The sequence below is a fragment of the Acidovorax sp. 59 genome (genome assembly GCF_002754175.1).
GTDB classification, from domain to species: domain Bacteria; phylum Pseudomonadota; class Gammaproteobacteria; order Burkholderiales; family Burkholderiaceae_C; genus Acidovorax; species Acidovorax delafieldii.
In genome coordinates, this window is the sequence record NZ_PEET01000001.1 from 4426558 (window position 1) to 4440638 (window position 14081).

The window sequence follows — 14081 nt, forward strand, 5'->3', positions numbered from 1 at the left end:
ATAGCAAAAATCATTCGCCATCGCCCATCCATCGCGCCGTGCCCGACACGCGGATGGAGCTGCCAGCCACCGGCCCGATCTCGGCCCGCAGGCGCGAGCGCATGCCCATGTCTTCGCCCTGCACCACGTCAATGGCACCGCCGTGCGGCCAGCCCAGGTCGCGCAGGTAGCCCGCCAGCGCGGCCGTGGCGGCACCCGTGGCCGGGTCTTCCAGCACGCCGCCCGACGCAAAGGCATTGCGGGTGTGCAGCAGCCGGTCGGACTCCACCCACACCAGCAAAATGGTGACCAGCTTGGCGTTCACCATCAGCGTGCGGCCAACGTCCAGCGCGTAGTGCATGGCCGCCAGTGCCTCGCGACTGCGCAGCGCCAGCGCCAGGTGGTCCGCACCGCCGTGGATGAGCGCGGGCGGAATGCGCGGGTCCAGATCGACCGCGCTGAGGCCAAACAGGGCCAGCGCATCGGCCAGCAGCGCCGCAAGCACAGGCCCGCTGCGCGTGGGGGGCGACTGCAGCGCCGCCTGCACCAGATCGCCCGCGCGGCGGCCTTCGACCGTGATCTCGGCCTGGCTCAGCGACAGCGCAAACACGCCGTCGCCCTCGCGCAGCGCGAGCGCGGCGCCCAGGGCAATCGTGGCGTGGCCACAGAAGGGCACCTCGCTCTCGGGCGCAAAGTAGCGCACCCGCCACCGGCCATCGCCCAGCGGGGCGGCGAACGCGGTTTCAGAAAAACCGACCTCAGCGGCGATGCGCTGCATATCAGCAGGATTGGGTAGCTGGTCACCGATCCACACACCGGCGGGGTTGCCGCCCTGGATGCCGTCGGAGAACGCTGCGATTTTTTGGAGTGCCATGGTGTTCAACATCCACAAAGAAAGGACGCGCTAGCCAGCGGCTCAAAGCTTCGGAATGCGAATCCGGCTGATCATCAGCGACCCCGACACCGCAAACAGCAGCACCAGCGGGTGCAGCGTGAAGCCGCCGATCAGCAGCTTGCCAAACCACAGGTTCTCGCGCACTGCGCCCAGCCAGGCGGCCAGGGCCAGCAGGCCCACCAGCACGATGGAGGTGGGGATGGGAGTGCCCTCGAAGTATTTGACCTTGCCATCGTCGCCCGACAGGGTTTCGGCCGTGACGTTGTAGCGCGCCAGGCGCGACACGCCGCAGGCCACAAAGTAGGCCAGCACGATGCGGTCATACAGGCCCTGCATGCCGCATCCATACGCAATGATGGCCGGGGCCACGCCGAAGGAGATCACGTCGGCCAGCGAGTCCAGCTCGCGGCCCATGGCCGAGCTTTTCTGGCGCCAGCGGGCGATGCGGCCGTCCAGCACATCAAAGATCAGCGCGGCCAGCACCAGGGCACATGCGAAGTACACATGCACCACATTGCTGGTCTCCAGGTACGACATGACCGAGAACAGCGCGCCCACGCCGCAGACCGCGTTGCCCAGCGTGAACCAGTCGGCCAAGTGGAACTCACGGATCATCGAAAAACGTTTGGGCGGCTGCGGTGTGTTCATGAAGTAAAGGCGCGCAGCGGGGCGCGCAGTGGCAATCAACAAGGTCCATTATGGGTGTGCTGCAGCGCCACCGGCGCGTCAAGACGCCTGGTGTCCATCGCGCAGCGGATCGCCTGTATGCCCTGAAAACCTGCCCTGACATCTGCGTGACTGCTTTTGCGCTGGCACACGGACAGACTGTGGGCAAGCGGCGGTCGCCGCCAGGTAGGACGACGCCGCATATGTGCACCGTCGGTGACCGACCTGATTCCCCACAAGACCCGAGACAACCCCATGCGCCACCCCTCGTTGCCCCCACTGCACAGTCCTTTTGCCCCGGGTGCCCCGGTGCGCAGCCTGCAGGATGTACAGCGGCTCGAAGCCCGCCCCCTGGCCGAGGCGCTACCGGTGCAAAGCACCTACGAAATTTTTGTGAATTCGGCGGCGGCGTTTGGCGACAAGACGGCGCTGGCCTTTTTGCCCGCCGCCGACCCGGCTGCCGAACCCATCCGCTGGTCGTATGCGCAGCTGCTCACCGGCATCCACCAGACAGCCAACCTGCTGCACCACCTGGGCGTGGGCCCGCAGGACGCCGTGGCCGTGCTGCTGCCCGGCTGCCTGGAATACCACCTGGCCCTGTGGGGTGGCGAGGCGGCGGGCATCGTGCAGCCGCTCAATCCCATGCTCACCGACGAGAAGATCGCGGCCATGATGACCTTGGCCCGGGCCAAGGTGCTGATTGCCTACGGCGGCGAGGGCGACCTGGGCTACTGGAGCAAGGCCCTGCGCCTGCGCGCCCTGGTACCCACCCTGACCACAGTGCTGCGCGTAGCCCCGCACGACGAGGCAGCGGGCGCAACAACCGCCCTGCCCCCAGGCATGCTCGACCTGGCCGCGCGCCACCAGCACCCGGGCGACCACCTGGTGAGCGGCCGCCGCATTGTGGCCAGCGACATCGCCGCGTACTTCCACACCGGCGGCACCACCGGCGCGCCCAAGCTGGCCCGCCACAGCCACGGCGCGCAGGTATTCACCGCCTGGGGCAGCGTGCAGATGCAGGGCATACGGCCCGAGGACGTGGGCATCAACGGCTACCCGCTGTTCCATGTGGCGGGCGTGCTGCCCGGCTCGCTGGCGGCGCTGTCGGCAGGGGTGGAGACCATCATCCCCACCACCGGCCTGTTCCGCAACCGCGAGGTGATTGCGAACTACTGGCGGCTGGTAGAGCGCTACCGCTGCACCTACCTCTCGGCCGTGCCCACAGTGCTGGCGGCGCTGGCCAACGTGCCGCTGGACGGGGCCGACATTGCCACGCTGCGCTACTGCCGCACCGGCGCGGCCATCCTGGCGCCCGAGCTGGCGGCGCGGTTTGAGCGCCTGTTTGGCCTGCACATCCACGAAAGCCTGGGCATGACTGAGATGGCGGGCATCTCCACCATCACCCCGCCCGGCGTCAACGCGCCCGCAGGCTGCGTGGGCTGGCGGCTGCCGTACACCCAGCTGCGCGTGGTGGCGCTGGATGCGCAGGGCAATGCGTCCGACCAGGACCTGCCGCCCGGCCAGCCGGGCATGGTGCTGTTCCAGTCGCCCAACCTGTTCTCCGGCTTTCTCGATGCAGCCGACACGGCCAAGGCCTTCACGCCCGATGGCTGGCTGGCCACGGGCGACCTGGGCGTTGTGGATGAGCAGGGCCGCCTGCACCTGAGTGGTCGCTCCAAGGACCTCATCATCCGCAGCGGCCACAACATCGACCCCAAGGTGATCGAGGACGCGCTGGGCGCCCACCCCGCCGTGCAGCTGTGCGCCGCCGTGGGCGCCCCCGATGCCTATGCGGGCGAGCTGCCCGTGGTCTACGCCACGCTGGTGCCCGGTGCACCGGCGGTGACCGAGGCCGAACTGCTGGCCTTCACCGCCGAACGCGTGGACGAGGCCGTGGCCCGCCCGCGCTGGGTGCAGGTGCTGCAGACCATGCCCGTGACCAACGTGGGCAAGATCTACAAGCCCGAGCTGCGCCAGCGCGCGGCCTGCCACACGGTGCAGGCGCTGGTCGATGGCGTGTGCGGACAAGCCCCAAGCAGCCCCTGCCCCCAGGTACAGCCCGAGGGCGACAACACCGTGCGCGTGACCGTGGCCCCGGGCCCCGACGCCGACGCGCTGCAGACCCGCCTGCGCGAAGTGCTCGCGCCCCTGCCCCTCACCGTGCACGTCACCACCGGCCCCGCCCCAGGGAGCCCCCAGACCGCATAGGCCCATGGCGTGACAGCCAGGCCCCGGCCCGCCACCATGCATCGCGGAGCCCGCTGAGTGATTTTTATAACCATGACAGGAGACAAACCCATGCCCTTCCACGCCCTGACCCGCCGTTCCTGGCTCGGCGCCGCCGCGCTGGCCGCTGCCACCGCCTGCACCGGCACCGCCGCCTGGGCGCAGGCCGCCTATCCCAACAAGCCCATCAAGGTGGTGGTGCCCTTCGCCCCCGGCGGCGCCACCGACGTGCTGGCGCGCGTGCTGGCCGAGAAGATGGCCGTGGGCCTGGGCCAGCCCATGGTCATCGACAACAAGCCCGGCGCGGCCGGCATCATCGGCACCGACGCGGTGGCCAAGGCCGCACCGGACGGCTACACCCTGCTGCTGGCGCTGAGCAACTCCATGCTCACCAACCAGTTCCTGTACACCAAGCTGCCGTACAGCCCCGAGAAGGACATCGCGCCCATCTACCAGATCGCCATCGCGCCCCTGGTGCTGGTGGCCCACCCCAGCGTGCCGGTGGCCACGGGGCCTGAGCTGCTGAAATACATCGCCGCCAACAAAGGCAAGGTGGCCTATGGTTCGTACGGCACGGGTGCCTACCCGCACCTGGCCGGCGCGTACATGAGCCAGTCGCAGAACGCCGACATGAGCCATGTGGCCTACCGGGGCGAGGCGCCCATGGTGCAGGACCTGCTGGGTGGGCAGATCCAGATTGCTTTTGCGAGCGCACTGCAGGTCAAGGCACACATCGACGCCGGCAAGCTCAAGGCCATTGGCGTGAGCGGCGAGCGCCGCATGGGCACGCTGCCCAACGTGCCCACGCTTGGCGAACAGGGCCTGAACGACGAGGCCTACCGCGTGGCGGGCTGGCTGGCGTTTGGAGCCCCCGCAGGCACACCGCCCGCCATCCTGGAGCGCGTTGCGGCCGAGGTCCGCAAAGCCACCGAGCATCCCGATGTGGCCCAGCGCATCACAGCCATGGGCTTTGACGTGCAAAAAAGCTCACCGGCTTTGTTCACCACGGCCATGAACAAGGAGCGCCCGGTGTGGGAGCGGCTGATCAAGGCATCGGGGGCAAAGCTGGACTGACCCCCTGGGGCGCAGCCCGCCTCGGTGTCGCACTCAACCTTGTATCCAAACAAGGCGCTAGCGCTTATTGAATAAGCGCTAGCAGCTATTATTTTTGGAGCGCACTCGCCCGCTGCGCCGCAAACGCCACATACCAGTCCAGACACCCCGGGTTGGCCATCGCGTCCTTGTTGACCACCTTTTCGATGGGCTGGCCCAGCAGCAGTTTCTTGATGGGCAGCTCCTGCTTCTTGCCGCTCAGCGTGCGCGGCACCTCGGCCACGGCAAAGATGTCGTCGGGCACAAAACGCGGGCTTAAAGCGATGCGCACCGCGCCGTTGATGCGGGCGCGCAGGGCATCATCGAGCACGCTGCCGGGGCGCAGCACCACAAACAGCGGCATGTAGCTCTCGCGGCCCAGGTACTCCAGGTCCACCACCAGGCTGTCGAGCACTTCGGGCAACGATTCGACCGCGCTGTAGATCTCGCTCGTGCCCATGCGCAGGCCGTGGCGGTTGATGGTGGCGTCAGAGCGGCCATAGATCACGCAACCGCCGTTGGCGCCGATCTTGAGCCAGTCGCCATGTCGCCACACCGCGCCCATGCTCGCGGGGCCATCGCCACCGCCGGGCTGGCGGCCGTGGCCTGCGGGGTACATGTCGAAATAGCTCGACAGGTAGCGGCTGCCGTCCTTGTCGCCCCACAGAAACAAAGGCATCGACGGGATGGGCTGCGCGCAAACCAGCTCGCCCACCGCGTCCTGCACGGGGCGGCCCTCGGCGTCCCAGGACTCCACGGCCGCGCCCAGCATGCGGCATTGCATCTCGCCGGGCACCTGGGGCATCTCGCGGTTGCCGCCGATGAAGGCGCCGCAAAAGTCGGTGCCCCCGGATATGTTGTTCCACCAGATGTCGCGCGTGCCAATGGCCTCGAACTGCGCCGTGCCCCACTGCTGCACCTCGGGCGACAGCGGCGAGCCCGTGGTGCCCAGCGCGCGGACACGCGTGAGGTCGCCGTAGTCGGTGAGCGTGATGCCCGCCTTCATGCAGTTGGCAAAGAACGCCGCGCCCGCGCCGAAGAAGGTCACGCCCGTCTCGGCCGCAAAGCGCCACAGCACGCCCCAGTCCGGGTGCTCCTTGCTGCCGCCCGGGTTGCCGTCGTAGATCACGCAGGTGGTGCCTGACAGCAGGCCGCTGAGCTGCGCATTCCACATCACCCAGCCGGTGGAGCTGTACCAGTGGTAGCGCTCGCCAAAGCTGTTGACCTCGTAGCTGCAGCCGATGTCGTTGTGCAGCACCTTGAGCTGCAGCGCCACCAGCACCGTGCCGCCATGGCCGTGCACGATGGGCTTGGGCAGGCCGGTGGTGCCGCTGGAGTAGACGATCCACAGCGGGTGGTCAAACGGGAGCCACATCGGCTCGAAGGCAGCCGTTTCTGCATCGTTTTGGGCGGTAGCGCTAGTCCAGCTTGCCCAGCCTGCTATCGAAACAGAAGCATCCAGATTGCCCAGCAGCACCGCGTGCTGCACGCTGGACAGGGCCTCGCGCAGCTCGGCCAGCACGGGGCGGCGGTCGTGGTCGCGGCCGCCATAGCTCACGCCGTCCACGCCGATCAGCACCTTGGGCTCGATCTGGCGGAAGCGGTCGAGCACCGCATGCGTGCCCATGTCCGGCGCGCAGATGCTCCACACGCCGCCGATGCTCACCGTGGCCAGGAAGGCAACCATGGCCTCGGGCACGTTGGGCAGGTAGGCAGCCACGCGGTCGCCGGGCTGGATGCCCTGGGCCTTGAGGTGCAGCGCCAGCGACGCGACCTGGCGGCGCAACTCGGGCCAGCTCAGCTCGCGGTGCTGGCCCTTTTCGTTGCGGCTGATGATGGCGGGCAGGCCCGCCGCGTGGGCGGCATCCACATGCCGCAGCGCCTGGCGTGCGTAGTTGACCTGGGCGCCAGGGAACCACAACGCGCCGGGCATGGTGTTCTTTGCCAGCACGGCCGTGTGGGGCGTGGGCGACTGCAGCTGGAAGTAGTCCCAGATGCTTTGCCAGAAGGCGTCGAGGTCGGTGGTGGACCAGCGCCACAGCGCGTCGTAGCTGTCGAACTGCAGACCGCGCTGGTCGCGCAGCCAGTTCTGGTACAGGCGGATCTGGGGAATGTAGGGCGGGGTGTTGTGTGTTGTCTCCATGGCGACGCAGCGTACCAGCGGCGCCCGGCAGAGGCCAGCCACACCCGTCGCCCGGTTGACAGCGTGGTGATTGCCTTATTTCGCACAATCGTGCTAAATTGCACCCATGGACGCCAAAACCCAGAAAGCCGAACTCACCCGCGCCGCCATCGTCGGCGCGGCGCTGGACCTGGCTGCGGCCGAGGGGCTGGAGTCGATCACGCTGCAGGCCGTGGCGGACCGCGTGGGCCTGTCCAAGAGCGGCGTGTTCTCGCGGGCCGGCTCGCGCGAGGCGCTGCAAAAAGCGGTGATCGAGGAGTTTGGCCGCCGCTTTCTGGCCGACGTGTTTGTACCCGCCATGCAGCAGCCCAAGGGCCTGCCGCGCCTGCAGGAGATCCTGCGCCGCTGGATTGCCCGCACGCGCGACGTGGAGGCCTTCACGGGCTGCATCTACACCGCAGGCGCCTTCGAGCTGGACGACCGTGAGGGCGAGCTGCGCGATCTGCTGCACGCTGAAATCACCCGCTGGCGCGCCGCATTGCGCCGCACCGTGATCCAGTCCATCGAGGCCGGGCACCTGGCGGCCGACACATCCCCCGACCAGCTGGTGGGCGAGATCTATGGCCTGATCATGGGCTTGTTGCACGACGTTCGCTTCCTGCGCGATCCGCAGGCAGTGGCACGCACCGAGGCGTCCTGGGCGCGCCTCGTCAAGAGTTACCTCCCCTCCCCCACTTGATACGCGGTGGTGTGCCAGGGAGTGCTCTTGTTTTTTTATGCCCCAATTTCGCACAACCGTGCGAAGAAAGGAACCACCATGTTGATCATCCTGGGCATTGCGGCCGCAGTGGGCGCCATCCGGTCGCTGCGCAGCACCCTCACCAGCCTCCCGCGCAGCAACCGGGACTGGATCTTTTACTGACCGTCCGCCCGGTCCACCTCCCCCATCTACCCACATCTCCCTCCTGGAGTCCCACCATGAGCACCTCCCCATCCGCCGCGCTGCAGGCCACGTCCAGCTTCTACGGCGAGCACTCCGGCATGCGCCTGCTGCGTGTGGCGCTGGGCACGGCCGAACGCCTGTGGCCCACCTTGGCCGTGCGCGCGGCCTACCGCTTGTTTGGCACGCCCCTGCCCCTGCGCAAACCGGGCCGCAGCGCCGTGCCACCGGGCCACTGGCGCACGGAGCGCCTGGCGTTTGAAGACGCCGAGATCACGCTGTACCTGCCCCAGGCCCAGCCGCACGGCCCCACGGTGCTGCTGCTGCACGGCTGGGGCGGGCATGCGCGCCAGATGCTGCCGCTGGCCGACACGCTGGCCGGCCGCGGCCTGCGCCCGGTGCTGGTGGACCTGCCCGCACACGGCGGCAGCCGGGGCCGCGTGAGCAACCTGCCGCAGTTCGCCCGTGCCATCGAATACGCCACCGCCCGCCTGCACGCGCAGGACTCGGCGCCCCACGCCGTGGTGGCCCATTCGCTGGCGGCCAACGCAGCGGCCCATGCGGCCAGCCGGGGCCTGGCCACCGGGCGACTGGTGCTGCTGGCGCCGCCCGCCTCGCCGCACGAATACACGCGCTTGTTCGCGCAGGTGTTTGGCCTGTCCGAGCGCACCCGCGCCGCCATGCAGCGGCGCATCGAGGCGCGCGAGGGCATCCTGATGCGACAGTTCGAGCCCCCCGCCGTGGGCCCGCGCATTGCACTGCCCACGCTGGTAGTGCACGACCGGGGCGACCGCATCAACCGCTTTGCCGACGGCGAGGCCTACCGCGACCACATTCCGGGTGCCGCGCTGCTGGCCACCGAGGGGCTGGGGCACCGCAAGATCCTGCAGCAGGCGGAGGTGCTGCAGGCCGTGGCCGACTTTGTGGCGGCGTAAGCGCCGGCCGGTGGTGGCAGGCGGGTCGCGTGACCCGCCGGAATCAGCCGGAGACAGGCAGCCTCTATCATCCGCACTCGACCGCCTTCCTGGAGGCGCCCTGCCGATGAATCGCTGGTGCCCGCACCAGCGGCCCCTGCTGCCTGTTGCTACCTGCCGTGTCTCCCATGTCCACTCTCCTGTCCGCCTGGCCCGCCCTGGTCCTGTTGTTGCCCGCGCTGTGGCTGGTGTCGGCCATCGTGTTCCTGGCCAAGGGCAACCGGCGGGCGTTTGCACAGCTGATGGCCCTGCTGGCCTGTTTTCTGATCGGCGCGCTGCTGATGGAGTTCTTCACCTTCATGGGCGCCCTCATGGCCCGCTCGGGCAGCCAGCACGCCACGCCCACGCTGGGCACCGGCACGCGCCAGTTGCTGGAGACCATTGCCAACCCGCGCTCCATCACTGCACCACCACTGTCGCTGGCGGCTTTTGCGGCGTACAGCATCCCGGCGGGCTACCTGTGGCTGCTGGTCACCTGGGTGCTGCACCTGCGCGGCAAGAAGGCAGGCCCGGCCAAAAAGAAGTCCAGCAAAACCCCGCGCAAGGCAGCCAGAGACTGAGTTTCGATTGTTTTAGGGCTCTTCTAGCGAATGCTAGTGATGAGTCTTTAACCGTAGCGCTACGCCCCCATCTCCCCAGCATGACGCGCTTGCGTCTGCCCCAGGAGAAGGCCATGCGACAGCAACAGATGACGCGCTTGATCCACAGCCTGCCCCAGCTGACGCACCACCAGCGCCAGCAACTGGCAAGCTGCCTGCAGGCGCTGCTCGATCACAGTCAAGCCATCGCCGTTGTAGAAGCACATGGCAGCGCCCACCGAACCTGTCCGCACTGCGGCAGCCCGCAGCTTGTCAAGAATGGCTCGGCCAACGGGCTGCAACGCTTCAAGTGCCGCCAGTGCGCGCGCACCTTCAACGCCTTGACTGGAACACCGCTGGCACGCCTGCATCTGCGGGATAAGTGGATGGGCCAGGCGCAGGTCTTGAGCGAAGGACTCTCACTCAACCAGGTGGCCCTGCGCCTGGGTGTGGCGCAAAGCACCGCCTTTCGCTGGCGCCACCGCTTCCTGGCCTGCCCCAAGAGCGTGCAGGCACGCCAGCTTGTGGGCATCGCCGAGGCCGATGAGTCTTACTTCCTGGCCTCCTGCAAGGGACACAGAGGCTTGCTGCGTCGTCCTCGCCGACGCGGCGGTAAGGCGCTGGCTGGCTGCAAGGGCTTGGAATACACCCCGGTGCTGATGGCGCGAGACCGGGCCGGAGCAACGGCCAACCTCATCCTGCAGACGAACCAAGCGGTGAGTGTGCAAACTGCACTCAAACCCTTGCTGCCACCAGACACCATCCTATGCACCGACGGCAGCGTCACACTGGCCAGCGCTGCGCGGGCCCTGGGCGTGCAGCACCAGGCGGTGAACGTGAGCCGGGGTAGGCGTGTGAGAGGCCCCTGGCATGTTCAAAACGTCAATGCCTATGTCAGCAGGCTGCGCGGGTGGATGCAGCGCTTCAAGGGCGTTGCAACGAAATACCTTGATTCGTACCTGGGCTGGTTCAGGATGTTGGACCGATCAGGCCCCATGGGGCCGCAGCCCGCACTGGTGCTGGAGGCGGCTATGGGGAGTCAAGGCGTCACTAGCATTCGCTAGAAGAGCCTGTTTTAGCCCCCATTCGCTAGAACCATATGCCTGAGCAGCTATTAATTAGATAGCATCACCACGCCATGGCTTGACGCAGGGCAAAGCGTGCCCAGACCCGCCCGCCCACAATGGCGCGCGGCCTCCCCGACTCGGGGCGGGCACCTTGTCACCCTGTATTCATCCCGCCATGACCACCCACCACAGCGACGTGCTCATCGTCGGCGCAGGCCCGGCGGGCCTGTCGCTGGCCATCTCCCTGGCGCAGGCCGGGTTCACCGCCACCGTGGTGGAGCAGCAGGGCGACCGCGCGCTGGCCCAGCCCGCACCTGACGGCCGCGAAATCGCCCTCACCCACCCCAGCCGGGCAACGTTGCAGCGGCTGGGCAGCTGGGCGCACCTGGCCGACCACGAGGTGGGCCAGATTTCCGAGGCCCAGGTGCACGACGGCCTGCTGGGCCGCCATAGCGCGCTGCAACTGAACGCGGCCAGCGGCACCCACGGCGATGTGTCAGCTCCCGGCGCCCTGGGCTTCATCGTGCCCAACCACGCGCTGCGGCGCACGGCCCACGCGGTGGCTGCGAGCACCCCGGGCGTGCGCCTGCTCACCGGCACCCAGGTCACCCGCGTGGCCACGCTGCCCGGCCATGCCGAGCTGGACTGCGTGCCCTCCCACACGGGCCCTGGCGACCACGCCACGCCCCAGCGCCTCACCGCCCCGTTGCTGGTGGCCGCCGACAGCCGCTTCTCGGCCACGCGCCGCCAACTGGGCCTTGGGGCAGACATGACCGACTTTGGCCGCACCGTCATCGTCTGCCGCATGCGCCACGCCCTGCCCCACGGCAACGTGGCGCACGAATGTTTTGGCTACGACCGCACACTGGCCGTGCTGCCCCTGCCCGATGACCCACAGACGGGACAGGCGCTGTGCTCGGTGGTGGTCACGGCGGGCGCGGCCGACGCCGCCGCGCTGATGGCCCAAAGCCCCGAGGCTTTTGCCACCCAGGTGCAGGCCCAGTTCAACGACCGGCTGGGACCCATGGCGCTGGTGGGCGAACGCCACGCCTACCCGCTGGTGGCCGTGTATGCCCAGCGCTTTGCGGGCCACCGCTGCGCGCTGCTGGGCGACGCCGCCGTGGGCATGCACCCGGTCACGGCGCATGGCTACAACCTGGGGCTGGCGGGGGTGGAGCGGCTCACGGCCGCGCTGGTCAGCGCCCGCCAGCGCGGGCAGGACATTGGCAGCGACGACGCCCTGGCCCCCTACGCCCAGGGCCACCACCGCCACGCCTGGCCCATCTACCAGGGCACCAACGCCATCGTGCGCCTGTACACCGACGCCCGCCCGGTGCCCCGCCTGCTGCGGCAACTGGTGCTGCAGGGCGCGCGGCGCCTGCCACCGCTGCAGGCGGCCATCGTGGGGCAGCTGACGGGCAAGGCACCCCAATGGATGCGCGCACTGACGCTCAGGCCGTAGCCAACCTCTGCAACGGGCGCGCCCCACGCCAGCGCCACCGTGGAACTGGCTTTGCCAGGCCACCGGTGGCGTCCCCCTCAGGGGGAAGACGCGAAGCGGCTCAGGATGAGCCGTCCCTTACCCCCAGCGTGGCCAGACCATACAGCGGCGCACCGAGCCAGGGGCGCCACCACATGTCCATGGCAATACCGGCCCAGCCGTAGCCCTCCGCCACGCTTTGCTCGCGCAGCAGGTGCAGGCGCGGGTGCACGGCCGCCAGCTCTGCCATGCGGCCGACCCCCCACCGAAACTCCGCGCCCGTAGGCCCCACGCTGGCGTGGCGGGCCGCGCAACCCACGGCCTGGCGCGTCATCACATCCAGCACCATGTGCGAGCCCGGCGGCGCGTGCTGCGCAAACTCGGCCAGCACGGCGTGCACCTGCGCAGGCGGCAGGTACATCAACACGCCCTCACACACCAGCAGCACCGGGGGGGCGGTGCGCTGAGCGGGCAGCCCGAGCCGCTGCCACCAGCCGGGTTGCGAGAGGTCCAGATCGGCATGGCGCATGCGCGGGCACTGCGGCGGCAACAGGGGCTTGCGCAGCGCCATCACCGCAGGCAGGTCCGCATCAAGCCACTGGTTGGCCCCCGTGTCCAGCCACTGAAAGTGGTGCGTGAGGCCACACCCCAGGTTGACGCCCAGGGCCTGCGGGTGCTCGGCAAAAAAGGCGCGCCCCGCCTCCTTGATGGCGCGGGTGCGCCACAGCACATGCAGCACCGTGGGCAGGTCGTCCAGGGTGCTGTTCACATCGGCACCCAACTGGGTCAGCAAGGCCTGGGCCACGGCATCGTGGCAGTCGAGCCAGGGGAAATAGCGCCCACCGTGGGCACGCGCGGCCAAAGGGATGAGCAAGGTGCTGGGCACGGGGGGCAGCTGTGCGCGCTGCAGCAGGCTGCCGGTGCGGTGGAGCGCACGCGCCGGTGGCGCAGGGCTGCGCGGCGATCGGGCAGGGCGTCTGGTGGGGGACTGCGGCACGGGGCGCTCCTCCAGTGGCTGCGGGCGCCACGGTTGCGTGGGATGCGGTGTGGCCCAGGGCAAGGGCCTTAGAGCCTGTTCAACAGGTTCTTGGGCCATTCTGAACGGTCTGCCCCAGTCTGTCGTGAATGACCGCAGCGCGTGCTGCGGTATGTCAATGCACCGGCGGGGCTTGCGGCCAGCGCGACGCTGAATCCCTAGTCCTTCACCAGCGCCCACACCAGCGCCACCCCGGCGGCCAGCAGGTCCCCGGTGAACGAGCTGTCATTGGCGTCGCTGCTGGCCGTGGTGAACGCCCGCTTCTGGCGCTCCCGCTCGGCCCGGGTACGGTCGCGCTCCAGGGCCACCAGGGCGTCGCCAATGTCCACGGGCGATGCCGGCGCCGCCGGTGCCTTGGCGCTCGCGGCGGCATAGCCCTCCATGGCGCGCAACACGGCCTGGGGGTCGATGAGGGAGAACGCGGCACGGCAATAGGGGCAGGCGTGGTCTTTGCGGATGTCCACTGGCGCGCCGCAGCTGGTGCAATAGATGGCGCCCACGCGCTTGGCCAGGTCGTCGATTTCGGGGCGCGTCATGTGGCGCACAAAGCCTTTTTCGACCATGAAGGACGAGAAGGTGCTGAAGCGCCCATGCTGTCGCCCGCAGCGGTACACCATGTAGCGGCCGCTGCGCACCACGTCGTAACCCTTGGCCAGGCTGGTGTTGCAGCGCGGGCAGGCCATGCTCTCGGCCAGGGCCCGGTGCTGGTCCACACGGTGCTCGTGCAGCAGCCGAAACAGCTCGACCACGGACTGGGGCGTGAGCTTGAGGTTCTCGTGCCGGTCAAACCACAGGCCCTGGCAGGCAAAGCAGATGTCCAGCTCCAGCGAATCGCCCAGGTTGCTGGCAAAGCGGTGTGCCTGCATGGGTTGGCGGCACGAGGGGCAAGTGGGTGCAGGAAACATGGCAGTGAGGGTCTGGGCAGCGGTGCGGGGTGCCTCGCGGGGGCGGGGGCATCGTAACCCGCCCGGGATGCTCGTCCCCCACCCTGGCCGCATCCACTAGCATTCGCGCCTCAACCACAAG

12 protein-coding genes are annotated in these 14081 nt (G+C 68.7%); 7 read left to right on the forward strand and 5 right to left on the reverse strand.

The features are described 5' to 3' along the window. Positions 1-10 precede the first annotated feature (10 nt). Both CLU87_RS20260 and pssA read right to left on the reverse strand, forming a co-directional pair. On the reverse strand, positions 11-853 hold the full coding sequence (locus CLU87_RS20260) for a PhzF family phenazine biosynthesis protein (RefSeq protein WP_099732270.1): 843 nt from the start codon (positions 851-853) through the stop codon (positions 11-13). Between the two features lie 42 nt (positions 854-895). Next, positions 896-1522, reverse strand: a complete 627-nt coding sequence (gene pssA / locus CLU87_RS20265) for a CDP-diacylglycerol--serine O-phosphatidyltransferase (protein WP_056057700.1) — start codon at positions 1520-1522, stop codon at positions 896-898. A 273-nt stretch (positions 1523-1795) separates the two neighbouring features. Between pssA and CLU87_RS20270 the strand changes: the two genes are divergently transcribed. Both CLU87_RS20270 and CLU87_RS20275 read left to right on the forward strand, forming a co-directional pair. Beyond that, entirely contained in the window at positions 1796-3748 is a 1953-nt protein-coding gene (locus CLU87_RS20270; RefSeq protein WP_099732271.1) for an AMP-binding protein, read from the forward strand. Between the two features lie 90 nt (positions 3749-3838). Beyond that, entirely contained in the window at positions 3839-4840 is a 1002-nt protein-coding gene (locus CLU87_RS20275) for a tripartite tricarboxylate transporter substrate binding protein (RefSeq protein ID WP_056742365.1), read from the forward strand. Between the two features lie 88 nt (positions 4841-4928). On the opposite strand, the gene CLU87_RS20280 is transcribed toward CLU87_RS20275, so the two are convergent. Further along, positions 4929-7001, reverse strand: coding sequence for an acetoacetate--CoA ligase (locus tag CLU87_RS20280; protein ID WP_099731595.1), 2073 nt, complete (start codon positions 6999-7001; stop codon positions 4929-4931). Positions 7002-7107: 106 nt separating this feature from the next. Between CLU87_RS20280 and CLU87_RS20285 the strand changes: the two genes are divergently transcribed. The 5 genes from CLU87_RS20285 (at position 7108) to ubiM (ending at position 12001) form a co-directional block, all read left to right on the forward strand. Then, entirely contained in the window at positions 7108-7719 is a 612-nt protein-coding gene (locus CLU87_RS20285) for a TetR/AcrR family transcriptional regulator (RefSeq protein ID WP_099731596.1), read from the forward strand. A gap of 239 nt (positions 7720-7958) precedes the next feature. Next, on the forward strand, positions 7959-8855 hold the full coding sequence (locus CLU87_RS20290; RefSeq protein WP_099731597.1) for an alpha/beta fold hydrolase: 897 nt from the start codon (positions 7959-7961) through the stop codon (positions 8853-8855). A gap of 167 nt (positions 8856-9022) precedes the next feature. Then, positions 9023-9454: a hypothetical protein gene (locus CLU87_RS20295; RefSeq protein WP_056057054.1), complete on the forward strand. Its 432-nt coding sequence runs from the start codon at positions 9023-9025 to the stop codon at positions 9452-9454. 113 nt (positions 9455-9567) lie between these two features. Then, complete coding sequence (locus CLU87_RS20300) at positions 9568-10536, forward strand: IS1595 family transposase (RefSeq protein WP_099729449.1); 969 nt, start codon at positions 9568-9570, stop codon at positions 10534-10536. Positions 10537-10714: 178 nt separating this feature from the next. Next, positions 10715-12001: a 5-demethoxyubiquinol-8 5-hydroxylase UbiM gene (ubiM, locus tag CLU87_RS20305; RefSeq protein WP_099731598.1), complete on the forward strand. Its 1287-nt coding sequence runs from the start codon at positions 10715-10717 to the stop codon at positions 11999-12001. 100 nt (positions 12002-12101) lie between these two features. On the opposite strand, the gene CLU87_RS20310 is transcribed toward ubiM, so the two are convergent. Both CLU87_RS20310 and CLU87_RS20315 read right to left on the reverse strand, forming a co-directional pair. Further along, on the reverse strand, positions 12102-13016 hold the full coding sequence (locus CLU87_RS20310) for a class I SAM-dependent methyltransferase (protein WP_233193828.1): 915 nt from the start codon (positions 13014-13016) through the stop codon (positions 12102-12104). A gap of 197 nt (positions 13017-13213) precedes the next feature. Continuing rightward, positions 13214-13960: a zf-TFIIB domain-containing protein gene (locus CLU87_RS20315; protein WP_099731599.1), complete on the reverse strand. Its 747-nt coding sequence runs from the start codon at positions 13958-13960 to the stop codon at positions 13214-13216. Positions 13961-14081: the final 121 nt, after the last annotated feature.